Annotated in this window: 19 protein-coding genes; 7 read left to right on the top strand and 12 right to left on the bottom strand. The window is 43.0% G+C overall.

What is annotated here, in order from left to right:
• The 3 genes from E2P86_RS17375 to E2P86_RS17365 all read right to left on the bottom strand — a co-directional run bounded on the left by E2P86_RS17375 (position 1) and on the right by E2P86_RS17365 (position 2,580).
• On the bottom strand, positions 1-534 hold the full coding sequence (locus E2P86_RS17375; protein WP_134433872.1) for a fumarate hydratase: 534 nt from the start codon (positions 532-534) through the stop codon (positions 1-3).
• 4 nt (positions 535-538) lie between these two features.
• Positions 539-1,936 carry a class II fumarate hydratase gene (fumC, locus tag E2P86_RS17370; protein ID WP_085473585.1) on the bottom strand — a complete coding sequence of 466 codons (1,398 nt, stop codon included), beginning with the start codon at positions 1,934-1,936 and terminating at the stop codon, positions 539-541.
• Between the two features lie 74 nt (positions 1,937-2,010).
• Positions 2,011-2,580: a hypothetical protein gene (locus E2P86_RS17365; protein WP_085473586.1), complete on the bottom strand. Its 570-nt coding sequence runs from the start codon at positions 2,578-2,580 to the stop codon at positions 2,011-2,013.
• 242 nt (positions 2,581-2,822) lie between these two features.
• On the opposite strand from E2P86_RS17365, the gene E2P86_RS17360 reads away from it, so the two are divergent.
• Positions 2,823-4,424, top strand: coding sequence for a S41 family peptidase (locus tag E2P86_RS17360; RefSeq protein WP_134433871.1), 1,602 nt, complete (start codon positions 2,823-2,825; stop codon positions 4,422-4,424).
• Here E2P86_RS17360 and E2P86_RS17355 read toward each other — a convergent pair.
• The 5 genes from E2P86_RS17355 to uvrA are packed head-to-tail and all read right to left on the bottom strand — an operon-like array spanning position 4,421 to position 11,896.
• A complete protein-coding gene (locus E2P86_RS17355) occupies positions 4,421-5,545 on the bottom strand; it encodes an endonuclease/exonuclease/phosphatase family protein (protein ID WP_134433870.1) in 1,125 nt (374 codons plus the stop codon). The genes E2P86_RS17360 and E2P86_RS17355 overlap by 4 nt on opposite strands.
• Before the next feature lie 3 nt (positions 5,546-5,548).
• Positions 5,549-6,427 carry a rhomboid family intramembrane serine protease gene (locus E2P86_RS17350; protein WP_134433869.1) on the bottom strand — a complete coding sequence of 293 codons (879 nt, stop codon included), beginning with the start codon at positions 6,425-6,427 and terminating at the stop codon, positions 5,549-5,551.
• A 3-nt stretch (positions 6,428-6,430) separates the two neighbouring features.
• Positions 6,431-7,141: a rhomboid family intramembrane serine protease gene (locus E2P86_RS17345; RefSeq protein WP_085473590.1), complete on the bottom strand. Its 711-nt coding sequence runs from the start codon at positions 7,139-7,141 to the stop codon at positions 6,431-6,433.
• Between the two features lie 15 nt (positions 7,142-7,156).
• The gene (gene mutL / locus E2P86_RS17340) at positions 7,157-9,025 is read right to left on the bottom strand and encodes a DNA mismatch repair endonuclease MutL (RefSeq protein ID WP_134433868.1); all 1,869 of its coding nucleotides are present in this window, start codon (positions 9,023-9,025) and stop codon (positions 7,157-7,159) included.
• Positions 9,026-9,037: 12 nt separating this feature from the next.
• Positions 9,038-11,896: an excinuclease ABC subunit UvrA gene (uvrA, locus tag E2P86_RS17335; protein WP_134433867.1), complete on the bottom strand. Its 2,859-nt coding sequence runs from the start codon at positions 11,894-11,896 to the stop codon at positions 9,038-9,040.
• 310 nt (positions 11,897-12,206) lie between these two features.
• Here uvrA and E2P86_RS17330 point away from each other — a divergent pair, with 310 nt between their 5' ends.
• Entirely contained in the window at positions 12,207-13,253 is a 1,047-nt protein-coding gene (locus tag E2P86_RS17330) for a DUF2157 domain-containing protein (RefSeq protein ID WP_085473593.1), read from the top strand.
• On the opposite strand, the gene E2P86_RS17325 is transcribed toward E2P86_RS17330, so the two are convergent.
• The 3 genes from E2P86_RS17325 to E2P86_RS17315 all read right to left on the bottom strand — a co-directional run bounded on the left by E2P86_RS17325 (position 13,246) and on the right by E2P86_RS17315 (position 16,356).
• Entirely contained in the window at positions 13,246-13,662 is a 417-nt protein-coding gene (locus E2P86_RS17325; protein ID WP_085473594.1) for an OsmC family protein, read from the bottom strand. The two genes, E2P86_RS17330 and E2P86_RS17325, sit on opposite strands and share 8 nt — an antisense overlap.
• A gap of 145 nt (positions 13,663-13,807) precedes the next feature.
• On the bottom strand, positions 13,808-15,130 hold the full coding sequence (locus E2P86_RS17320; protein WP_085473710.1) for an SGNH/GDSL hydrolase family protein: 1,323 nt from the start codon (positions 15,128-15,130) through the stop codon (positions 13,808-13,810).
• Positions 15,131-15,135: 5 nt separating this feature from the next.
• Positions 15,136-16,356, bottom strand: coding sequence for an OmpP1/FadL family transporter (locus E2P86_RS17315; protein WP_134433865.1), 1,221 nt, complete (start codon positions 16,354-16,356; stop codon positions 15,136-15,138).
• A gap of 247 nt (positions 16,357-16,603) precedes the next feature.
• Here E2P86_RS17315 and tpx point away from each other — a divergent pair, with 247 nt between their 5' ends.
• Positions 16,604-17,101 carry a thiol peroxidase gene (gene tpx, locus E2P86_RS17310; protein WP_134433864.1) on the top strand — a complete coding sequence of 166 codons (498 nt, stop codon included), beginning with the start codon at positions 16,604-16,606 and terminating at the stop codon, positions 17,099-17,101.
• Positions 17,102-17,153: 52 nt separating this feature from the next.
• On the opposite strand, the gene E2P86_RS17305 is transcribed toward tpx, so the two are convergent.
• Complete coding sequence (locus E2P86_RS17305) at positions 17,154-18,326, bottom strand: trans-sulfuration enzyme family protein (RefSeq protein WP_134433863.1); 1,173 nt, start codon at positions 18,324-18,326, stop codon at positions 17,154-17,156.
• Between the two features lie 133 nt (positions 18,327-18,459).
• Between E2P86_RS17305 and surE the strand changes: the two genes are divergently transcribed.
• From surE to secA, 4 genes are all read left to right on the top strand, one after another.
• Positions 18,460-19,239 carry a 5'/3'-nucleotidase SurE gene (surE, locus tag E2P86_RS17300; RefSeq protein ID WP_134433862.1) on the top strand — a complete coding sequence of 260 codons (780 nt, stop codon included), beginning with the start codon at positions 18,460-18,462 and terminating at the stop codon, positions 19,237-19,239.
• Positions 19,236-19,502, top strand: a complete 267-nt coding sequence (locus tag E2P86_RS17295; protein ID WP_134433861.1) for a hypothetical protein — start codon at positions 19,236-19,238, stop codon at positions 19,500-19,502. The genes surE and E2P86_RS17295 overlap by 4 nt, the downstream gene beginning before the upstream one ends.
• Positions 19,503-19,534: 32 nt before the next feature.
• The gene (locus E2P86_RS17290) at positions 19,535-20,440 is read left to right on the top strand and encodes a menaquinone biosynthesis family protein (RefSeq protein ID WP_134433860.1); all 906 of its coding nucleotides are present in this window, start codon (positions 19,535-19,537) and stop codon (positions 20,438-20,440) included.
• A gap of 116 nt (positions 20,441-20,556) precedes the next feature.
• Positions 20,557-23,859 (top strand): preprotein translocase subunit SecA, encoded by a 3,303-nt coding sequence (gene secA, locus E2P86_RS17285; RefSeq protein WP_085473600.1) that lies wholly within the window; start codon positions 20,557-20,559, stop codon positions 23,857-23,859.
• Positions 23,860-23,872: the final 13 nt, after the last annotated feature.

Genomic DNA, 23,872 nt, shown 5'->3' with positions numbered 1-23,872 from the left:
CTAATCTTCCCAACGTCTTTTGGGTACACATGTAATATCTTGGGTCTTGCGGAGGACCAATGGGCGCTGATCATAGCGGCTTTCCAACACGAGGGAATCCTTGCTGTGATAGGCTACGCGATAGCGCGGAAGATACGTTCCGGTCTTGTAGCAACCTGAAGCTTTATATTTCCCATTTGGTTTAGTGTAAATCCCTTCACCAATTAAACTATCACCGCGCATTACATAAACCCCTTTGGCATATTCTGTCCAATTCCCATCCTTGTAACAACTGTCGGGGATACGTTGGGTTTTGGCATGAACTTTCATCACGGTATAGATGGAGTCACAAGTGAATTTAAATTCATGAAGCGTATAGTCCATCATCTGCGCTTGGTGTGGGATACTGTCTTGTACCCATACGCCCTGTAAGAAGTCGGCACCCTCGGTTTGCATTTCCGAGTGGCGAACACAGGCAGACGTAGTAAAAAGCATGCCTAGCAACAGTGCTAAGCATGCCTTTTGAAAGATATTTTTCTTTGATAAATTGATCACTTATTTATTTTAAGCTTCCTACCATTTCTTCTGGTTTCACCCATTCATCAAATTGTTCAGCTGTGACATAGCCCAATGCTATAGCTGTTTCTTTTAATGTCGAATTATTTTTGTGTGCCGTTTGTGCTATTTCTGCTGCTTTGTAATAACCAATTTTAGTGTTAAGCGCAGTAACGAGCATCAAGGAGTTGTCTACCAGTTCTTTAATGCGTTGGTAGTTTGGCTCAATCCCGATCGCACAGTGCTCCTCAAAAGAGACACAAGCATCCCCGATCAAACGGGCCGACTGTAAGAAGTTTGCTGCCATTACTGGTTTGAAAACATTCAGCTCATAATGACCTTGTGTGCCACCAATGGTGATAGCAACATCATTCCCCATTACCTGCGCAGCAACCATTGTTAAAGCTTCGCACTGTGTTGGGTTTACTTTTCCTGGCATGATCGATGAACCCGGTTCATTTTCAGGAATTAAAATTTCGCCAATTCCAGAACGAGGGCCAGAGGCCATCATGCGGATATCGTTTGAAATTTTATTTAAAGCTACCGCAAGTTGTTTTAATGCACCATGTGTTTCTACGATAGCGTCATGCGCTGCTAATGCTTCAAATTTATTTTCTGCCGTCACGAACGGAAGACCTGTGAATTCGGCAATATATTTGGCCACGACAACATCATATCCCTTTGGGGTATTCAATCCCGTACCTACTGCTGTACCTCCCAATGCCACTTCGGATAAGTGGGACAAGGTGTTTTTAACAGCCCTAATTCCATGATTTAATTGTGCAACGTAACCAGAAAGCTCTTGACCTAATGTCAGTGGAGTTGCATCCATAAGGTGGGTACGACCAATCTTAACGACTTGCATAAATTCCTCTGATTTACGCTTGAGCGTATCGCGTAGTTTTTCTACACCAGGGATGGTTACTTCAACCACCGCTTTATAGGCCGCGATGTGCATCCCTGTAGGGAATGTATCATTGGATGATTGCGATTTGTTGACATCATCGTTTGCTTTCAATACAGGCTCACCTTCGCCTATTTTGCCTCCAGCAAGAACTTGAGCACGGTTGGCTACAACTTCGTTCACATTCATGTTAGACTGTGTCCCGGAGCCTGTTTGCCAAATAACCAATGGGAATTGATCGTCCAACTTACCCGCTAGAATCTCATCGCATACTGCTGCAATAGCGTCGCGCTTTTCAATCGGTAAAACACCAAGCTCATGATTCGCGTAAGCTGCTGCTTTTTTCAAATAAGCAAAACCTTCAATAATTTCTTTTGGCATGGACGCCGCAGGGCCAATCTTAAAGTTGTTGCGTGAACGTTCTGTCTGTGCTCCCCAGTATTTATCTGCAGGCACTTGAACTTCGCCCATCGTGTCTTTTTCTATTCTGAATGACATAATTAAACGTTTTAATGTGGAAACAAAGTTAGTGAAAATATAGAAAAGCAAGGACTATTTTACGGCCTTTCCGCTTATCCGCCTAAACGTTTGTTGATTCGTTCTTGAATATGGTGATAAAGCTGTTTGGGTTTTAAGGTGCGCCACGGAAAGGTGTCCAATTCCCCTCCAAAATGAATGTAATAGTCAACGCCAATGGTTTTGAATTCCTGGATTACATGGTCTCTGAAATTGAGGGCCACAATCCAGCCATCTTCAATATCTTCATACCACTCTTCGTAGTAAGAGTCGTCAGAACCATGAAAATTTAGCACGTTTTCACCGATCAACAGGAATTTCTGAATACCTTCACCGATAAGGACGTCTATAATTTCTCTTTTAAGAACCATGATGTCGTTGTAAATTGCATCATTCCATTCCCCAATAAGTTCAATGATGGAAAAGCCTTTATCATAGTCAACATAGAGAATTTTCAGGTATAAAGTGGTGGATCCAAATTCGTCCCATTGCGGGTGCAGCAGGTAGTTATAGACCTTTTTATCGAATTCAAATTCGCTATATACCGTCCCGTAAAATGGGGAGCGCTCATCGTCGGCGGCGATGTAGTCGTCGCGCCAATTATAGTATGGTTCTAGATCGTGCACCTGTTCTTCTTTGTTTGTTGATCAAACATAATTAAACTTGCTTACCTGTGCAAAAAAATCAGTTTTGATGGATATTTTTTTGTTTTTCACGGATGTAAATGCCGTGCTGGATAAAATTTTACGTAAAAATTATATAGCAATGACACTATTATAGTCTTTGGACTACATTTTGCTACTTATGGTGTTAACTAACCCCATATTATTTGAAAAAACAATAGTAATTTTGCACCGAAAGATTGACCATGCAGAAAGGTACCAAACGTAGTTTATTTGTCGCAGCGACTTATGCTGCCGTATTGCTTTTGGGTATTCTTTTAGGACAGAATTATGTGGACGAAGAAGGAAGTAAGCCCGGGAGCAGTTTGGTGCCTATTGGCCTTTCGGATAATACCTGGAAAATCCAGCAACTCATCGATCTGATATCCAATTCATATGTCGACAGTGTCAACGTTGATTCCGTGCAGAACGGTGCCATTAACCATATCATATCACATTTAGATCCTTATTCCAGCTACCTGGTGCCTAACGAAGCACAGCGGCAGACCGAAATTTTAGATGGTACTTTCGAGGGGATTGGTATGGAGTATTTTAATTTAAAGGATACGCTGTTGGTCGTTTCGTTGATCAATAATGGTCCAGCGGATAAAGCGGGCTTTCGGGTTGGGGATCGTTTGTTGCGGGTGAATAACCGGACGGTGGCGGGGGTTAGTGTGTCGCAGGAAGAGATGGAGAAGCTAATTCGTGGGAAGCGTGGAACGGCGGTTAATGTGTTTGTGCAACGAAATGGTGTTGAACTGCCGAATGCAATCAAGGTTATTCGAAATCAGGTCACCGTTAGTTCATTGGATGTGGTGTATATGATTGAACCTACGGTGGGTTATATCAAGGTTCGCCGCTTTGGCATGAATACCGGTGAAGAATTTCAGGCTGCTATTGTTGCTTTAAAAAAGCAGGGGGCTAAACGATTAATCTTAGATCTACGCGATAATGGTGGTGGATATTTTCATATTGCGATTAAGATGGCGAGTGAGTTTTTTAAAGACCGTCGTTTGATCGTATATACAGAGGGGGCACATGAATTGCGTCAAGATTATTTCTCGGATGAGAGTGGGGGCTTTGCGGATGGCAGCCTGGCTGTATTAATAAATGAAGAAACGGCTTCCGCGAGTGAGATTGTGACGGGAGCGATACAGGATTGGGATCGTGGTGTTGTGATTGGCCGGCGTTCGTATGGGAAAGGGATTGTGCAAGAGCAGTATGATTTTTCGGACGGTTCGACAGTAAACTTGAGTATAGCGCGGTACTTTACTCCCTTAGGACGTAGTATACAGAAAAAGTATACCCCGAACTGGTCCAATATGATGGACTTTAATACGATGTATAAAGGCTTATGGGCGCTTGATACCTTGTATAATCATGGACAAACTTATACGACGAAAGCAGGGAAATCGGTCTATAGTGGTGGTGGTATCCTCCCGGATATTCAGATGCCTCGAGATTCTAATATTAACGAGTCGCCTTATCAAGATCTGGTGCGGTACGGCTTTATTGATCAGTTTGTATATGGTCGATTCACAAAAAAGTTGCCGGCCTATTCCATTGAAAACTTCCTGTCGGGATACAACTTGCCAGACAATGAATATCATGCTTTTATTGATTTTGTTCGTAAGGCTGGCATCGCTATTTCCGATAAAAAGAAGAATGAATTAAGAAATACGATCGAAAGTGATATTGAGGCTTTGGTTGGACGTTATTACTTTGGTCGAGAGGCTTATTTCAAAGTAAAGAATAGAAGAGATCTTTTTGTGAAGCAGGCTTTACAACATTTTAGCGCGCTACCCTAGCGGCTTGTAAGCAAGATATCCGCATATACCGGATAGTGATCGGATAGTTTTTTCTTAATGATCTTATAATTATTTACCTGGAATTGTTTACTACATAAAATGTAATCGATTTGGAAAAACGGTAACATCTCATAGTGTGTAACACCCCATCCCTGTCCTTTTTCTTGAAACGTATTCCGTAGGTTTTTACGGATATGGTTGACACTATATGACATTGGCGTATCGTTGAAATCGCCCATAACGATGATAGGATGCTGTGTAGAATCGATATGGTTTTTCAAGGCGGTAGCCTGTTGACTACGTTTCGCAAATGCATACTTTAGCTTACGTCCTAAACGACGGGAAGCGCCCTCATTTTGTTCCGAGTTGGCGGATAGATTCTGAATAAACTCTTTGTCCTCATTTTGTAAAGCGAAGGAGCGAAGGTGAACATTGTATACCCGTATGGTATCCTCGGCCTTGACAATATCGGCAAAGATAATGCGGTTAATACCGTACTCGTTGTGTGCAATAATCCCTGAATTTACAATGGGAAACTTCGAGTATATTATTTGACCATAACCTTCGGAGTTACTCTTCATCGCAGGTTCAAAATAAAAGCTTCTGAAGCCGATCTGATCATTAATTTTGTCACTCAATTTTTTGGAGCCCTTTATTTTCGTGAAAAATTCCTGAAAACAGAGGACATCCGGATTGGTTTCTTTAATAATCTCCAGCACTTCTTTTTTGATATCACTGCCCGGGGTCTCTTTAACATCCTTGAATAAATGTGCGTTGAAAGTCATGACCCGCATGGCATCCTGATCCTTTTTCGGCTCTTGTTCTATTTTGCTACGGAAGCCGACATGCTGGGTCAAAAGGTTCCATCCCAACAAGATAGGTATCAACGTAAATAGTGCATATTTAGGGCGACGTAAAAACCAATAGGCAACAAAGCCAAGGTTAAGGAGCAAGATAGGAAGGTAGCCTAAGCCAAAGAAAGCAATTGGCCATATCGTTTCGGGGTTGATAAATGCGGCCGAATAGCTTAGTAATAGCAGTACAACTGCAATAATATTGCAGATAAAGACTGTTTTACTGAAAAAACCAAGATTCTTTTTGAAGAAAGTTTTTTTTGCCATTTGCTACGACTCGCTCTTACTTGCTTTAAATAGTACTTCTTTTTCGTGTGAAGTTAAGCTTTCGTAGCCTCCTATCGAAATTTTATCTAATATTTCATCGATCTCCACTTGATTGGGCATATCGGAGGGGTGACGATTGCCCCGTGCAGTACTGGTTTGTTTATTGTGATGTACCACACGTAGTTTGCTACGCTTTTGTTTACGTTGGAATAGTTGACTGAAGTCACGACCTGCTTGAAGCTGGTTGAGATACAGGGCGCCCCACGCGGCAGTCACTAAAATAGCAATGGCTCCCGCTTTGTTGACCAAAGCGTAGAATATTACGGATAATGCGATATAGAAAAAGGCGATATACCGAAGCTGCACATTTCCGAAAAGAAAGAGGCGTACCTCCATCTTGGGTACGAGCATGGTCGTTGCGGCAACAAGGGCTACGATCCCGAAGGTTGAGGTATGGAACGATTGCTGTACGCTACGCTGTAAGGCCGGGATACCTCCGAGCAATAGGAATGTAACGGCTCCAACCATAATGGCCGAAAAATATAGATAGAGCATTTGCCGTTTATTCAGAAAAACGAGAAACGTATTACCGATCCAAAATAGCCAAAGGCAGTCAAACAGGAGTTGAAAGATACCCGTGTATAAAAACGGGAAGGTCACTAATGACCAGGGTTGTGTCAGGAACTTGTCAAAGGATAATGGAAGGCTTAGGAAGCTTACGCTGTAGTCGTAGTATGGTGTTTGAGTGAGTCCCACTTCGCGGAGTAAGTCAAAAATATGAATCAGCACAAAGAGTAAGACCTGGATGGTAATAATAACAGGTATAGGGGATGCTCCCTTATATGTATTTTGCCAAAAAGTCTTTAAACTACTTTGTTTCATATGTTAGATTCCTCTCCTTATGCCCCATATTTTTATCAAGATATAACCAAATAAAGCGCCGCCTACATGTGCTAAATGGGCAATAGAACCGCCAGCATCTGCAAAACCTAAATATATCTCTATGAGTATCAATATAGGTATAAAAATCTTTGCTTTGATAGGGACAGGTATAAAAAAGAGATAAAGTGACATGTTTGGGAATAAGTATGCAAAAGCAAGCAGTAGACCATAGATCGCTCCCGATGCGCCCACTAATGGGGTTCCATAGATAGACGTTAATGTGGAGAAATCTGCTTCGGATACTTTAAGGTTGGACGACACCTGATTGTTCAACATATCAAAGTGTAAAAATTGTGCTGCCCGCACGGTTCCCGCAATATTGTATACCTCATAGGCTTGAACGCCATATTGTAGCACCAAGGCGCCAATTCCACAGATAAAATAGAAATTCAAAAATCTTTTCGACCCCAGTACCTGCTCAATGATAGAGCCGAACATAACCAAAGAGAACATATTGAAGAAAATATGCCCCATGCTACCGTGCATAAACATGTAGGTAATGACTTGCCAAATATGAAAGAAAGGGGAGTCTGGATAGAAAACACCAAAAAGCCGTACCGAAAGCGGGAAAATAGCAGATCCTATAAAAAAGAGGACATTAATGATCAACAAATTCTTGACGACCGGAGTCATATTTGAAAAGAGATTATTCATATATCGTTCGTATCATTAGTTTTTGCCGAATCTCTCCATGAGTTCCTGCAGTGTTATGGTTATTATTACAGGTTTTCCATGTAGCGATACATTCGGAGACTCTGTCGCAAAAAGCTTATCGATAAGCTCTGCCATCTCCTGGTTATCTAAGGACTGTCCTGCTTTGATTGATGCATTTTTTGCCAAGCTGCGTGCGAGATTCTCTCGCTTGCTTAGTTTCAACGCATCTTTATTGTTCTTAAAATCTTCTAACAGCTGTTCTAGTATTTTTGTTTCATTAACATTGCTTCCCAAGTCCGCCGGAATCCCGTCTACAATATAAGTTGTTTTTCCGAAAGGACGCAATTGAAAGCCTAAGGACTGGAGCTCTGGAAGAATATCATCCATAAGGGTAAAGTCTGCTGCATTGAGTTCAATGGTTTGTGGAAACAAGCTTTGTTGACTAATACCTTTATTGTTCTCGAGTTGTTCTTTGTAGTGCTCAAAAAGGATACGCTCGTGTCCAGCCTGCTGATCAATAAGCATTAAACCGGAATGTATCTGAGAAACTATAAAACGGTTATGAAGTTGAAAAAATTGTTTCGGAGCTTCGCTACTACTTGTGGTTGCTGTCGATTTATCTTCTTCACTTTCTATTGGGAGCAATGGCAGTTGCTCGGCATCGTCACGCTCGGTAATTTTATATAAGGTATCCCAGTTTTGGGGTATCCCGGCTTTCTTTTCAAACCCTTCCGCATAAGCGGTAGATCGTGCCGAAGCATTGGACTTGATATCCTCAAAAGGATTGAAATCTGGGTTGAACGTGATGGTTGGCGCCTGTATCTCGTCCAGCGGCTTCGTCGATATAAAACTACTGAAGCTGGTATCTTGATCAAAGTCCAGGGTTGGCGTGATATTATAGCGACCTAAAGATCGTTTGATGGCAGAACGTATAATGGCATAGATGGCCTTATCGTCCTCGTACTTAATTTCCGTTTTCGTAGGGTGTACGTTGATATCAATCTTTGCGGGGTCGATATCGATGAACAGGACATAAAGCGGAAATGTTTCAGCCGGAAGAATTTCTTCGTAGGCATTCATCACGGCGTGATTTAAGTACGGATCTTTGACAAAGCGCTTGTTTACGAAGAAAAATTGCTCTCCGCGTGTCTTTTTTGCGAATTCTGGCTTTCCTATAAACCCATTGATCGTAATGATGGATGTATCCTCTTCTACGGGGACAAGTCGTTGGTTATAGGTGTTTCCAAAGAGGTGTACAATGCGTTGTTTCAATGTCTCTGCCGGCAGGTGAAACAGCTCGTTCCCATCACTGTGCAGACTAAAAAAGATTGCTGGATTTGCTAATGCAATGCGTTGAAATTCATCAATAATATGACGGAGCTCGACAGAGTTGCTTTTTAGGAAATTGCGTCGCGCAGGGATGTTGTAGAATAAATTTTTTACTGATATGCTGGTACCTGCCGGTAGTGCTTCTGGGCGTTGATCGATAATCTTAGAACCCTCGATTTCAATGATGGTCCCGAGCTCATCTTCTACACGTCTCGTTTTTAGCTCTACTTGCGCAATGGCGGCGATAGAGGCCATAGCTTCGCCACGGAAGCCCATGGTGCGGATTGCAAATAGATCTTCGGCCTTACGGATTTTTGAGGTCGCATGCCGCTCAAAACAAAGTCGTGCATCGGTGACGCTCATACCACAACCATTATCGATGATTTGGATCAACGTCTTTCCGGCATCTTTTACAATAAGTTTTATTTTGTCTGCTCCAGCATCGATTGCATTTTCTACAAGTTCTTTAACGGCTGAGGCTGGGCGTTGCACCACTTCCCCTGCGGCAATTTGATTGGCTACCGAATCTGGCAATAACTGAATGATATCCGACATACAAGAACAAAGTTACGAAAATGATTGCATCTCTAATTTTAAAAACCGTGCGGTTTCATTTTTCTTTTCTTTGATTAGATCTTCAGGAACGCCGGCAAACATTAACTGACCACCATTTCTACCTCCTTCTGGTCCCATGTCGATAACCCAGTCGGCAGTTTTTACCACATCCAAGTTATGCTCAATAATCAGTACGGTGTTGCCGCGGTCTACTAATCGGTTGATTACCCCAAGCAAGACATTGACATCTTCAAAGTGCAGTCCTGTAGTTGGTTCATCCAAGATATAGAAGGTGTTTCCGGTATCTTTCTTGGAAAGCTCTGTCGCAAGTTTAACCCGTTGTGCCTCTCCACCAGACAAGGTTGTAGATGATTGCCCTAAGGTCAGGTATCCCAGGCCTACATCTTGCAAGGTTTTTATCTTGCGGTAGATGGAAGGGATGTTTTCAAAGAATGGTACCGCCTCATCGATACTCATGTCGAGCACGTCCGAGATAGATTTTCCACGGTAGCGCACTTCCAATGTTTCGCGGTTATAACGCTTGCCCTGGCATGTTTCGCATGGAACTTGCACATCGGGCAAGAAGTTCATCTCGATAATCTTTAGTCCGGCTCCCTGACAAGTTTCACAGCGTCCCCCTTTTACGTTAAAAGAGAACCGCCCTGGTTTGTATCCTCTGATTTTTGCTTCAGGGAGTTGTACAAAAAGGGTACGAATATCGGAAAAGACTCCCGTATAAGTCGATGGGTTAGAGCGTGGTGTGCGGCCAATCGGACTTTGGTCTATTTCGATGACTTTGTCAATATGTTCTAATCCTTCAATGCTTTTATATGGCATTGGCGTTGCTTTCGCGCGGAAAAAGTGCTTGTTTAAAATAGGGTATAATGTGCCTGTGATCAAACTCGATTTACCAGATCCCGATACCCCCGTTACTAAGGTTAAGGTACCTAGCGGAAAGTCCACATTGACATTCTTGAGGTTGTTACCTGTCGCACCTTGGAGGGAGAGCTTCAGCCCACTTCCTTTTCTCCGTGTGATAGGAATGGCGACTTCTTTTGAACCATTGAGATAGCTCGTCGTTAATGTATTGGCCGCTAAAATTTCTTTTGGTGTGCCTTGTGCCACGACTTCCCCGCCGTTTACACCTGCAGCAGGTCCCATATCGATTACATAATCGGCATGTAGGATCATGTCCTTGTCGTGTTCGACAACCAGAACAGAGTTGCCGATATCGCGTAGGTTCTTCAATGAATTAATTAACCGTTCGTTGTCCCGCTGGTGTAGACCGATACTCGGCTCATCTAAAATGTAGAGTACATTTACCAGTTGTGATCCGATCTGTGTGGCTAAGCGGATACGTTGTGCTTCACCTCCAGATAATGTCTTAGAGGACCGGTCCAGGCTGAGGTAGCTCAAGCCTACATCCAAAAGGAAGCCAATGCGTGCTCTAATTTCTTTTAAGATTTCCGCGGCGATGGTATTCTGTCGATCATTAAGTCTTGTTTCGATATTTTCGAACCAAGCGCTCAATGTCGTCATATCCATGCTGGCAAGTTCAGAAATGTTTTTGTTGTCGACTTTAAAGTGCAACGACTCTTCCTTAAGTCGGGCACCTTGGCAAGAAGGGCACATCACCTTTGTCCGGAAATCATCCAGCACCGGGGCGTCGTCTGATCCGCGACCATTGAGTTCTTCCAGCAGCTTGAAAATACCGGAAAAAACGACATTGTACTCGCGAGAACCATAGCTCCCATACGAAACGGTCAGGGAAATATCTTCTTCGCCTCCAAATAACAATAAGTCGATGTGTTCGTCACTTAATGTGCTTGCTGGTGCTGTAAGAGAGATGTCAAATTTCTTGGCGACAGCTTTTACGACTTGAAACGTCCATGATTCACGGGCTGGCCCCAAAGGTAATATTGCACCTTTCTGGATGCTTAGCTTCTTGTCCGGAATTACACTGTCTTTATCAATTTCAAAAATATAACCCAGTCCGTCGCATTTCGCACACGCGCCGTAGGGTGAATTAAATGAAAAGGTGTTAGGTTGAGGCTCATCGTAAGAGATGCCGGACTCCGGATCCATTAAATAACGGCTAAAGAAGTGCTCTCTGCCCTCTTTGTTGGCAATTTTGATAATGCCTTTGGCACTCTTCATGGCCTGCATGACCGAGGTGTATAATCTTTTGCTATCGCCCTCCGTTGCATAAAGACGGTCGATAACAATTTCTATATCGTGGATCTTATAACGATCTACTTGCATCTTTGGTGCGATATCTAAAATCTCTCCATCCACGCGTACTTTTGAGTAGCCTTGTTTACGAATTTGCTCAAATAGCTCCCGGTAATGTCCTTTCCGCCCTTTCACGGCTGGTGCAAGAATATAGATCGGTTCGTCTTTAAACTCCGTTAGGATTTTCTCGACAATTTGTTCTTCCGACATGCGCTGCATCAGCTTGCCGGTTGCGTAGGAATATGCTTCGCTGGCGCGGGCATAAAGAAGACGCAGAAAATCGTAGATCTCTGTAATCGTGCCTACAGTCGATCGCGGGTTTTTGTTTGTTGTTTTCTGTTCGATAGAGATCACGGGACTCAGTCCAGAGATTTTATCGACATCAGGGCGCTCCATACCGCCCAAGAATTGTCGGCTATAGGCCGAAAAGGTTTCCATATAGCGACGCTGTCCTTCGGCATAGATGGTGTCAAAGGCTAATGACGACTTCCCACTACCGCTCAATCCGGTGATGACTACCAGTTCATTTCTTGGAAAGGTAACATCGATGTTTTTTAGGTTGTGTACGCGGGCACCAAATACCTCAATTTCATTTTGTTCGCCTAAATCTATGTGGTCTTCTTGTTTGGAGGCACTCATTTGTTTCTTGATTTTGTTTCTTTTTTGCAAATAAAACGCGCTTGAACCGTAGCTACGGCCACTTAAGTTTGACCGTGAGAACGGAAATCACTATAGCGTTGAGCAGACCTTATTGTCGTTCGGCTACGGTGTCAAGCTACTGAATACGAGGTTTTCATCGTTCGGTTTTTTGCAAGATACAAAGGTACAGTTTTTTGAGCGTAGTGCAGCGGTTACGGAAGGAGGAAATAGCCATTTTTGATTTTTAGATGATGCTTAACGTTTTATTATTGTTAATTTGTAAGTTGATTCTGTAATATACACATATACCTTGAAAAAATTAGATTTAAGTAAGCAAGAGAAAGAGGTTGTCGAAACAGCGTTGTCCTATTGGCAGGAGGCGGATCGCCTGTCATCTGAAAAAGTGGAGGAGTTACGCGGCACAATCGATGAGAAAAGCTTTGAGTGGAAAGTATTGGCACGTTATGCCTTCTGGATAGCTTTAGTATCCTTGATTTTCGCTGTTTTTTCACTCTTTGCCGATAATACGCTCGTTCGTTTTATCGAAGGATTCTACGAGACACCCAATATTGTTTTCTGCTTGTTTTTTGGGGTCGTGGCGGTTGTGTTCTACTTCTTAGGCTTTAGGAATAAGAGCAAGTATCCGGAGAAAACCTTTTCCAACGAAACCCTGATGTTGGCAGGCGCTTTTTCTACAGCAGCGTGTATAGGCTTCTTAGGCCAGATTTTGGACCGTGGAACGAGTAATTATACATTGTGTTTCTTGCTGTCAATAGTCATTTATGCGGTGCTTTCTGTGAAGTTGGATTCGAAATTAATCTGGGTTTTTACGTTGGTTGCCTTGGGGATTTGGTTTGCTACTGAGACGGCCTATCGCAGTAATTGGGGCTTTAAATTCTGGGGGATGAATTATCCCTTGCGTTTTACGATATTCGGGTTCCTCTTGACTGCTTTTGCCGTATGGGGACAACCTCGCATCAATGCCTTGCGACCATTTCAGTCTACAAGCTATGTGATTGGACTTTTATATACCATGATTGCGCTGTGGTGCTTGTCGATCTTTGGGAATTATTCCAGTTTTGATGACTGGTCGCAAGTGCGTCAATATCACATTCTTTACTGGGGCATTTTAGCGGTGGTACTTTCTTTGGCGTTGGCCTTATACGGAATGAAGACCAAGGATAACGCTTCCCGTGATATTGGTTTTGTGTTCTTTATATTAAACTTGTATACCCGATTTGTGGAATACCTCTGGGATAATATTAACCGGACCATCTTCTTCTTGGTGTTGGCTGTTTCTTTTTGGTTTGTGGGAAGATGGGCCGAGAAAATATGGCGTAAAGACGATGCTAGTTGATCTTAATGCTATAGGTGATGTCAACGCCTCCCGCAGCAAGCATGTCGTGAACAGAGCAGTATTTTTTTACCGCTAATTCTGCTGCTTTCTGTGCTTTTTCAACATCAATATCTCCTTTTAGAGAGAACGAGATGTGAATCTTTGTGAAGATATTTGGTATTTCTTCGCGACGATCTCCGGCGACCTCTACGTGTATGTCTTGTACGTCCTGGCGTTGTTTTTTCAGGATCGTGCTGAGATCGAAGACACTGCAGGAACCAAGTGCCATCAGGACCAGTTCCATCGGGCGAACACCTTTTCCTTCACCACCAATGGCTTCTGAACCGTCAATATTTACTTTCACTGTCGACGATTCACTCGACGCTTCAAAGTGAACCGCATTATTTTTTCTCGCTAATTGAACTTTCATTATAAACAAATTTAATTATCAAATTTAACCAAAAGAAAGGACTTTGTCTAGCGGCTTTGCTGCATATATAACAAAACCCTGTTGCTATGCTTCTGCTAGCGACAGGGTTTTGTCTTGTTGGGTATCTTATACGGTGCTAATTTTCTTATGGGAATTTTACACCCCTGTATTGCGTCGCATCAATTTTTGTAATGCTGCTGTTGTATGTTGCATTAATGGCATCGATAAACAAGTTTGCGATTAATGCGTTGCCCATTGGCGTCAGGTGAATGCCATCTAAGGAGAACGCATTACCGGTAATGAAATTTGCGTTGACGCTCAGTCCGTTATAAACAATGCCTGGGCTCTTAACGCGGTTTAGGTATGCATGTGCATCAGCGATAGCAAGCCCTTTTCTTTCGGCAGCCTTCTTGATGATATCGTTAAATTCCGTTGTCCGTTGTTTGATGACCGCTATTTCATCCGTGTCGAGCACATATTTGCTTTCAACAGGGTTCGAAGGGTGGAGGCCGTATGGAGCAGGGTTGCCCGGCGATGGTTTACCCAAAAGTCCGGCGGACGAGAATGGAAGGACAAACATATCGTTGTCCGTTGCTGGGCGCATGCCTTTCGACGATGTGATGTAGATGTCTTTTAATTCCGAGCCTGCGGCCGCGCTGGCAGCAGCAAGAAGCGCTTTACGGGTGACGGTTGTAAAATAAGGTACCGCGGTTACATCCGGAATCGTTGCCACAATACCCTTTTGTTGTTTAAGCGTTAATGCATCGATAAAGCTATTATATAGCTGGTTGAAAGTCGCCGTTGATGTTAAGACCGTTGTTCCATCACCAGGTACGGTAACAGCACCATTTGTCGCATAACCCAGGATGTCGTTATTCCCTAGCCAAAAGCTAAAGAAAGTGTGGTCCTTTGTTGTTGCAAAGTCGAAGTAGCGATAGGTTCCTGGTGTATTATCCGCCAGCAAGCGTTCAAAGAATGGATTGCCCTGAACTGTTCCAATACCCGGAGCAAAAGCCATGTCTAAGCGCATGCCTGGTACGCCAAGGTTATTTATCTCCTCGGTATATTTGGTGTATAAGGGTTTTCCCGCTGGGTTGGCTCCTCGAATAGCAAGCTCTGTGGTTACATTTTCCATGACTGGCTGCCCGTTAACGAGGTCTTTGAGACGCAAATAGCCTGATCCGTTGCGCTGTGCTTCTGTGAAAAAAGGAGACTTAAAGTCGCTACCGCCCGTATGCTTCAGTTGGGCGGCAATTAAGTTGGGATAAGCCACTTGCTGTCCTTCTAGGTAAAGTCCGCCATCGGCAAAACCTGCCGTTAAGGAGTTTCCAATAGAAATATATTTAGAGAAGTTAGCTTCTCCAGCACTTGGTTTTACGGCATCTAGCTCCGGCTTGCATGAAAACAGAAAGGCGGTAGAGGCTGCGGCAAGCAGTAAAAACTTGTTGTAGTTGAATATCTTCTTCATCGTGATTACCATTTATAAGTTAACGAAATACCTGGGGCGTGGATGTTTGTCACATATGTTCCAGAAAGATTGGTAACAGCACTGGTGACAGAACGTTTCAATAAGTGTTGAAAAACATAGGCGCCCGTCAGCGACCACTTGTCATTCACCTCGTAGGTAAATCCGGCCGAAGCCATCACCCGGTTGTTGTCTGGGGTTTCTGGAGAAACATAATTCGCCTGAACAGGAGTAAACACATAACCTGCTCCGGCGCGAAGAGCTAGTTTATCCGTTGTTTTATAATTTACGCCCACTTTACCGGAGAATGCATTTTCGTATTTTTTAGGTTGTTCGGTGTCTTGTAAGACCGCCGTATTGTCCTTATAATCGAATACCAGCTCCTTGTAGATATCGTACCCTAAGAAAGTCCCGTCGGCAGCAATATCTACACGTTCACTAACCGGGAAGCTCACCCCAATATTAAAGGAGGCTGGCAAAGGCAGTTCCGCACTGAATGTAGTGTTTGGGAAAGAGGCAGCCAAGGCGGGAGGTACCGTGAATTCCGCATCGCCGTCTTTCAGTTTGGTGTTAATTTTTGAACGGTAGCTCAAGGATATGGCTATCGTGTTTTCTAAATGGTAGTGCACGCCTACGTTATAGCCCATTCCTGTTCCTACGCCAGAGAGCTCTGCTTTTCCTGAAGCAGCGTCTGTGGAAGCTAAAGGAATAGAGCGTCCAAGATCGACAAGGCCAATATTATAGATGAAGCCACCACCGATACCGAAGTTTTCTGTTAATTTGAAACTGATGGTTGGTTGTATGTAGATGGCGCGCATCTGCAAATAATTTAGTTCATATTTGCCGGGCCATTGATCCCCCCAGTCTACAGATCCCCCAAATGGGGTGTATATACCTAAGCCGGCTTTCCACCACGTGTCTTTAGGGCCAAATGTGGCAAATACAGAAAAAGGTGGAGTAATCTTAAATTTGGTGTGGTGTACATCCATACTGTTTGCCTCCCGGAAGGCCGAACGGTACATAATACCACTAACACCTGCCGAAATTGCATTGTGATCCATCTTTGACAGGGCTCCAGGACTGTAAAAAATTGAAGATTCGTCAATGAAGAGAGCTGATCCAGCGCCAGACATACCGACAGCTTTCAAGCTTTGCGTGTTTACTTGTGACCCCTGTGCAAACAGTAGTGTTGGGCTGGCAAGTAATAATCCGAGTAGTAATCTTTTCATACGTTTATAATCTTTCTGTTCAATAGTCGTAAAGCTTGTTCTTGCTGTACGCTTCTTTCTTTGGTTACTGATGTTGTCCACCTTTGGCGGGTGGATGTCCCTCTTTAAATATATTATGCTAACATAGCTTTTTTTTATTTCATAAACAAATTTTAACCGCAGTTAAATAGTAACAAATTTTAGGCCATGGATTTTTAAGAAGATCTTCGTATCTTAACAGCATATATTCATTTAACATTCTAAACAAATGGCTAAAATTTCATTTAAAGGAAATAGTATAAATACACAGGGTGATTTACCTCAGGTTGGGTCGAAAGCGCCAGATTTTAAGCTTACTGCGGGAGATCTTTCGGAGAAAACATTGTCAGATTTTGCCGGAAAGAAAGTGATTTTAAATATTTTTCCAAGTATAGATACCGGTACATGTGCGGCCTCAGTACGTACATTCAATGTGGAGGCTGCGGGATTGTCAAACACTGTGGTGCTTTGTATCTCTAAGGATTTACCTTTTGCACAAGGTCGCTTCTGCGCGGCAGAGGGTATTGATAATGTTATTACACTTTCTGAATATAAAGATTCAAACTTTTCAGATGCATATCAGCTGAAGATCGTAGACGGGCCATTGGCCGGTTTGTTGAGCCGTTCGGTGGTGGTCATTGATGAAAATGGTGTGGTAACGTTTACAGAACAGGTCGCGGAGACGACCGAAGAACCAAATTACAAACAAGCACTAGCGGCATTGTAATTGGTAAGATATTCTAAATAAAAAAGGGGTTGCGCAAAACGCAACCCCTTTTTTATTTAGAAGCTTCTAATGCCTGGAGTATGTCTCCAATAATGTCTTCTTGGTCTTCAATACCAACGGAGAGACGTATTGTACCCGGTGTGATGCCCAGTGACAAACGTTCTTCTTCACTTAATTTAGAGTGCGTTGTTGACCCTGGGTGTGTTGCGATTGAGCGTGCATCCCCTAGGTTGGATGTGTAAAGAATCATCTTTAGGGCATCCAAGAAGCTGTAGGCGCGTTCTTTTCCACCTTTTACTTCAAATGTTACAATTCCGCCACCAGCTTTCATTTGTTTTCTTGCCAATTCATATTGTGGGTGAGAAGGCAAGAATGGGTAGTTTACTTTGGTGATTTCGGTGTGCTGCTCTAAGGCTTCTGCCAGCGCTAGTGCATTGGAGCAATGTTTATCCATGCGGAGTCCCAGTGTATCCAAGCTCTTGGATATGGTCCAAGCATTGAATGCGGACATCGCAGGACCGGTATGACGGATAAAGAACATCAGCTCATTAATAAGCTGTTGCTTTCCGACAGCGACACCCCCCAAAACGCGCCCTTGACCATCCATATATTTTGTTGCGGAATGAATCGATAGGTCGAACCCATAGCGTAACGGCTTTTGTAGGTATGGCGTCGCAAAGCAGTTGTCAATGATGAAAATAATCTGTGGGTATTTTTTCTTCAGCTCGCCCAGGAAACTTAAATCAGCTAGCTCTAGCCCCGGGTTGGATGGTGACTCGAGGAAAAGAATCTTTGTATTGGGTTGTATTGCTTTTTCCCAGGCCTGATTATCCACGGCATCGACGTAGGTCGTTGTTACTCCCCAACGCGGCAATAATTGGGTAAACAACTGGTGGGTTGATCCAAAAATTGCTTTTGCAGAAACGATATGATCGCCGCTTCGTACAAATCCAGCAAAGGAAGCAAAAATAGCCGCCATGCCCGATGCGAAAGCTAGACCTGCTTCGGCTTCTTCTAGGATGCAAACTTTGTTGATAAATTCCGTTGTATTCGGGTTTGCATAACGAGAATAAACCATGCCTTCTTCTTCATCGGCAAAAATGGCACGCCCTTGTTCTGCGCTATCAAAAATAAAGCTGGAAGTAAGGTATAGTGGAACCGAATGCTCTCGTGTAGCAGAGCGAGGAGCCTGTTCTCTAATGATTTTAGATTGATCTTTCTTCATGATGAACAAATTTAATTTTTTTTGGTCTACTACTTTAGTATATTTTCTTTTTTTTCTTCCACTATTCTCGAGATGCTCCTTTTAGGTATCGGAATAGAGCGATATTTCATTAGGTTTTTCCTAAATTCGCATTATGGCAAAGAAGAATGTAAATATCTTGGTCGTTAATGACGATGGTATTACGGCTCCAGGAATCAAGGTTCTGTTGGAGGAGATGAAAAAGTTGGGAAATGTCGTTGTTGTTGCGCCCGATAGTCCACAATCTGGGATGGGGCATGCAATTACCATTGGACGGCCACTGCGCCTGGATAAGATAGATCTCTATGAAGGCGTGGAGATGTATAAGTGTTCGGGAACACCCGTGGACTGTGTGAAGCTAGCGATTCATAAAATATATAAAGGTAAGAAGCCTGATATCTGTGTTTCTGGAATTAATCATGGACTAAATTACTCCATTAATGTGCTTTATTCGGGCACAATGTCGGCGGCTGTCGAAGGGGCGATTGAAGGAATCCCTTCGATTGGATTTTCGTTGGATGATTTCTCCCATCAGGCCGATTTTTCCTTCTGTCGCCCATACGTGTTAGGGATTACGGAACAAGTACTGAAAAATGGACTGCCGAAAAACACCCTGCTTAATGTAAACTTCCCACGAGGAGAGGAAATTAAAGGAATTAAAATCTGTCGCCAGGCAAATGGTAGCTGGGTGGAAGAGTTTGAGGAGCGAACAGACCCTTACAATAGAGATTATTTCTGGATGACGGGTAAGTTTGAGCTCAATGACCGAGGGGAGGAGACCGATGTATTTGCCTTGCATAATGGTTATGCTGCGGTTGTGCCAACCCAGTTTGATATGACGGCTCACCATGCTATACCGGAAATAAATTCATGGAGCTTTGATGTTAAGGAATGAGAAATAGTTTTTGGCTCGGCCTGTTGATCGGAAGTGTCTTTCCGGGGATTGCTTATTTATTAACACAATATAGTACGGTGGCGACCTCGCTTTTTGAGGGTAAGGAAATCGGATTCTATGTACTAGCTGTCGCTATTAATCTGTTTTTGGTGCGGCTGTTTTATCGACGTGACACGCAGCAGGATAAGGTTGCAAAAGGGATTGTTTTCGTGACTTTTATCGCCCTAATCCTTTTCCTATATACACATAAAATTATAGCCTAATGCGTGTTCGGCTTATTTGTTAGATAATGACTATGAAAACAATTACCTTGGGGTTCTCCCCATGTCCAAATGATACGTTTATTTTTGATGCGTTGATACATGGTAAGATCGATACAGGGGGATTAACCTTTGCGGTGGAGTATCATGATGTGGAAACGTTGAATCACCAAGCTTTTGCTGGCGCTTTGGATGTAACAAAGCTAAGCTATCATGCTTTTGCCTATGCTGCGGATACCTATGAATTACTTGATGCAGGGAGTGCTTTAGGATTTGGGGTAGGACCTTTGTTGATCGCAAAAGACGTGGCTTTGGTTGAGCAGCTGCAACAGGTCTTGGATGACACGACGGGGAGCAGTCTGGATCAAAGTAAAATTCGGGTCGGTATCCCTGGAAAGTTTACGACGGCCAATTTCTTGTTGAGTCTTGCTTTTCCACAATTAGTAAACAAAGTTGAGTTGGTGTTTTCGGATATTGAAGAAGCTTTGCTTGATGGACGGATTGATGTAGGTTTAATAATTCACGAGAATAGGTTTACTTATCAAGATAAGGGGTTACTAAAGGTGGTTGATCTGGGGGATTACTGGGAGCGTACGACCGGTTTTCCGATTCCTTTGGGTGGGATTGTGGTGAAGCGGAGCCTGGATGCTGATCTGAAGTTAAAAATCAATACATTGGTGCGGCAAAGTGTGCAGTTTGCTTTTGAAAACCCGAAGTCGGGTCTTGCCTATATCAAACAGCATGCGCAAGCGATGGAGGAAGAAGTGATGTATAAACATATTGAGCTGTATGTGAATCGTTTTTCGGAAGATTTGGGCGAAGAAGGGAGAGCTGCGATCCAATATATGTTTGATGAAGCACAACAGTTAAATATTGTTCCGGAGTCACGTCAAAAATTGTTTTTGACAAACCGGGAGGAAAGCGAAAAAAAAACAGTGTAAAAGCCTGTTAGTTATCACATGTAATAATTAAATTTGCCCGATTAGTGCCAAAATGTCTGCCAAATGCAATTGGAGTCATTATTGCACAGCGGAAAACGGAGAATTAAAAAAATATTATGTTAAAATTTTTAAGTAAATTATTTGGCAGTAAGTCTGAGCGAGATATTAAATCAATCCAACCTATTGTAAACAAGATTAAGGACGAGTACGAAAAGCTGTCGGCGTTGTCGAATGATGAGCTTAGGGGAAAGACATTAGATTTTAAGGAACGGATCAAAAATTACCTTGCTGATATCGATAGTGAGGTAGCGGAATTAAAAACGGAAGCCGACAAGGACGATGTTGATATGGGCAAGAAGACCGAGCTCTATGAGAAGGTCGATAAGCTTGCAAAAGACCGAGATAAGAAGTTAGAGGAAATATTAGCGGATATTCTTCCAGAAGCATTTGCTGTTGTGAAAGAAACCTCACGCCGTTTAACGGAGAATGCACAACTTGAAGTAACAGCAACGGATTTTGACCGCGAGCTAGCGGCTCGTAAGCCGAATGTGGTTGTTCAAGGCGATAAGGCTATTTGGAAAAACACATGGACAGCCGCAGGTACGGAGGTGACATGGAACATGGTGCATTACGATGTGCAGTTGATCGGTGGTATCGTATTACATCAAGGTAAGATTTCCGAGATGTCAACGGGTGAGGGTAAAACACTCGTAGGTACCTTGCCTACCTATTTGAACGCATTGAGCGGACAAGGTGTACACATTGTAACAGTGAATGACTACTTGGCACGTCGTGACTCCGAGTGGAATGGTCCTTTATTTGAGTTCCATGGCTTAAGTGTTGATTGTATCGATAAACACCAACCGAATTCACCACAGCGTAGAAAAGCGTATTTGTCGGATATCGTATACGGAACCAACAATGAGTTTGGTTTTGACTACTTACGTGACAATATGACGCAAACGCCGGATGCGATGGTGCAACGTAAGCTTCATTTTGCGATGATCGATGAGGTCGATTCGGTATTAATTGATGATGCTCGTACACCATTGATTATCTCCGGTCCAATTCCTCGTGGTGATGAACATGAGTTCTATCAGTTGAAACCACGGATCGAACGTTTGGTAAATGCGCAGAAAGCATATATCAACACGGTCTTCAATGAAGCGAAGAAAGCAATTGCTGCGGGTGATGCAGATGTTGAACGTGGTGGTATGGCTTTGTTGAGAGCCTTCCGCGGTTTACCAAAAAATAAGGCTTTAATTAAGTTCTTATCAGAAGGAAACCATAGACAAATCTTACAGAAAGTAGAAAACTACTATATGCAAGAGCAAAACCGTAATATGCCGAAGGTGGATGCGGAATTGTTCTTCGTTATCGATGAGAAAAATAATCAGGTTGAATTAACCGAGAAGGGTATTGAGTTGATTACGGCTTCAGGTGAGGATCCTTCATTCTTCATCCTTCCAGATGTTGGTTCTGAGATTGCTGATATTGAAAGAGCGGATATTTCTTTAGAAGAGAAAGCACAACGTAAAGAAGAGTTATTACGTGACTATTCGATTAAGTCGGAGCGTATCCACTCGATCAACCAATTGTTAAAGGCATATACCTTATTTGAGATTGATGATCAGTATATCGTTGATGAAGGTAAAGTAAAAATCGTAGATGAGCAGACAGGTCGTATTATGGACGGTCGTCGTTATTCCGATGGTTTGCACCAAGCGATTGAGGCTAAAGAAAACGTGAAAGTCGAAGATGCGACACAGACGTATGCGACGATTACATTACAGAATTATTTCCGGATGTACCATAAGCTGTCAGGGATGACGGGTACCGCTTCAACGGAAGCGGGTGAGTTGTGGGAAATCTACAAATTGGATGTGGTTGAAATACCTACTAATCGTCCAATCCAGCGTGATGACCGTCAGGACTTTATTTACCGTACGGCGCGTGAGAAATACAATGCGGTAGCGCAAGAAATTCAGCAGCTTACGGAGCAAGGTCGCCCTGTATTGGTGGGTACTACTTCCGTAGAGATTTCGGAGTTGTTAAGTCGTATGTTGAAGTTGCGCGGTATTAAACACAATGTGTTAAATGCGAAGCTTCACCAAAAAGAGGCAGATATCGTTGCAGAAGCAGGCCGTCCAGGCCAGGTAACGATTGCGACCAACATGGCAGGTCGTGGTACGGATATTAAGCTTACCGAAGAGGTGAAAAATGCTGGTGGTTTAGCGATCATTGGTACAGAGCGTCACGAGTCTCGTCGCGTTGACCGTCAGTTACGTGGTCGTGCGGGTCGTCAAGGAGATCCGGGTTCGTCTCAGTTCTTCGTTTCCTTAGAGGATAACTTGATGCGCTTATTTGCATCAGAACGTATCTCTAATATCATGGTGAAGATGGGTGTTGAGGAAGGCGAAGTGATGCAGCATAGTATGTTGACTAAATCTATTGAGCGTGCACAACGTAAAGTAGAGGAGAATAACTTTGGTATCCGTAAGCGTCTATTGGAGTACGATGATGTGATGAACTCGCAACGTACGGTAATCTATACAAAACGTAAAAATGCCCTTTTTGGAGAACGCTTGGACGTTGATTTGAACAATACAATTTTTGATGTTGTTGAGGACGTTGTTGCTGAAGCAAAAGAAGGCGGAACATACGAAGATTTTCAAATTGAGATTATCCGTTTGTTTGCTGTAAATCCGGAGATTTCTGCGGAGCAATTTGCACAAGGTAATGTGGAAGGATTAACGGATACATTATTCCAACAGATTATTACACACTACCACAACAAAGCAACGCATATTGCGAACCAAACACTTCCTGTATTAACAAATGTACTGGCGGAGCGTGGAGCGATGATTGAAAATGTGGTTGTTCCATTTACAGATGGAATTCGTGGCATACAAGTTGCGACGAATCTGCAAAAAGCAGTTGAAACCGAAGGTAAAGAAGTCTTCAAATCTTTTGAAAAAGGCGTGGTTCTTGCTTTGATTGATGAGGCTTGGAAAGAGCATTTGCGTGAAATGGATGACTTGAAGCAGTCGGTTCAAAATGCGGTTTATGAGCAGAAAGATCCGATTATCATTTATAAAATGGAAGCGTATAACTTGTTTAAATCCATGTTGGCAACCATGAATAAAGATATCGTGAGTTTCTTGTTTAAAGGTGATATTCCAGGACAACAAGAATCGGAAAATGTACAGGCGGCACGCCCGGCTCCGGCACCATCTGCACAAATAAAAGCAACGAAACAAGAACTTTCTTCGCCAACGGGTGTTTCTGAAGAAGATAGAGACACAAGAGAACAACAAGTTACGCAGCCTGTTAAGAAAGAACAGACCGTAGGTCGTAATGACGAATGTCCTTGTGGATCAGGTCTTAAGTATAAGAACTGCCACGGAAAGAATAGTTAAGAAAATAGTAAAT

Origin of the sequence: Sphingobacterium psychroaquaticum (assembly GCF_004421025.1) — a bacterium.
GTDB classification, from domain to species: domain Bacteria; phylum Bacteroidota; class Bacteroidia; order Sphingobacteriales; family Sphingobacteriaceae; genus Sphingobacterium; species Sphingobacterium psychroaquaticum.
The sequence above is the reverse complement of the archived record's forward strand: the minus strand, read 5'-3'. Positions and strand labels throughout refer to the sequence as shown.

Excerpts from the sequence above, each read along its gene's own strand:
- fumC (WP_085473585.1), bottom strand. The coding sequence starts at position 1,936 with ATGTCATTCAGAATAGAAAAAGACACGATGGGCGAAGTTCAAGTGCCT.
- E2P86_RS17360 (WP_134433871.1), top strand. The coding sequence starts at position 2,823 with ATGCAGAAAGGTACCAAACGTAGTTTATTTGTCGCAGCGACTTATGCT.
- E2P86_RS17355 (WP_134433870.1), bottom strand. The coding sequence starts at position 5,545 with ATGGCAAAAAAAACTTTCTTCAAAAAGAATCTTGGTTTTTTCAGTAAA.
- E2P86_RS17350 (WP_134433869.1), bottom strand. The coding sequence starts at position 6,427 with ATGAAACAAAGTAGTTTAAAGACTTTTTGGCAAAATACATATAAGGGA.
- E2P86_RS17345 (WP_085473590.1), bottom strand. The coding sequence starts at position 7,141 with ATGAATAATCTCTTTTCAAATATGACTCCGGTCGTCAAGAATTTGTTG.
- mutL (WP_134433868.1), bottom strand. The coding sequence starts at position 9,025 with ATGTCGGATATCATTCAGTTATTGCCAGATTCGGTAGCCAATCAAATT.
- uvrA (WP_134433867.1), bottom strand. The coding sequence starts at position 11,896 with ATGAGTGCCTCCAAACAAGAAGACCACATAGATTTAGGCGAACAAAAT.
- E2P86_RS17325 (WP_085473594.1), bottom strand. The coding sequence starts at position 13,662 with ATGAAAGTTCAATTAGCGAGAAAAAATAATGCGGTTCACTTTGAAGCG.
- E2P86_RS17320 (WP_085473710.1), bottom strand. The coding sequence starts at position 15,130 with ATGAAGAAGATATTCAACTACAACAAGTTTTTACTGCTTGCCGCAGCC.
- E2P86_RS17315 (WP_134433865.1), bottom strand. The coding sequence starts at position 16,356 with ATGAAAAGATTACTACTCGGATTATTACTTGCCAGCCCAACACTACTG.
- tpx (WP_134433864.1), top strand. The coding sequence starts at position 16,604 with ATGGCTAAAATTTCATTTAAAGGAAATAGTATAAATACACAGGGTGAT.
- E2P86_RS17305 (WP_134433863.1), bottom strand. The coding sequence starts at position 18,326 with ATGAAGAAAGATCAATCTAAAATCATTAGAGAACAGGCTCCTCGCTCT.
- surE (WP_134433862.1), top strand. The coding sequence starts at position 18,460 with ATGGCAAAGAAGAATGTAAATATCTTGGTCGTTAATGACGATGGTATT.
- E2P86_RS17295 (WP_134433861.1), top strand. The coding sequence starts at position 19,236 with ATGAGAAATAGTTTTTGGCTCGGCCTGTTGATCGGAAGTGTCTTTCCG.
- E2P86_RS17290 (WP_134433860.1), top strand. The coding sequence starts at position 19,535 with ATGAAAACAATTACCTTGGGGTTCTCCCCATGTCCAAATGATACGTTT.
- secA (WP_085473600.1), top strand. The coding sequence starts at position 20,557 with ATGTTAAAATTTTTAAGTAAATTATTTGGCAGTAAGTCTGAGCGAGAT.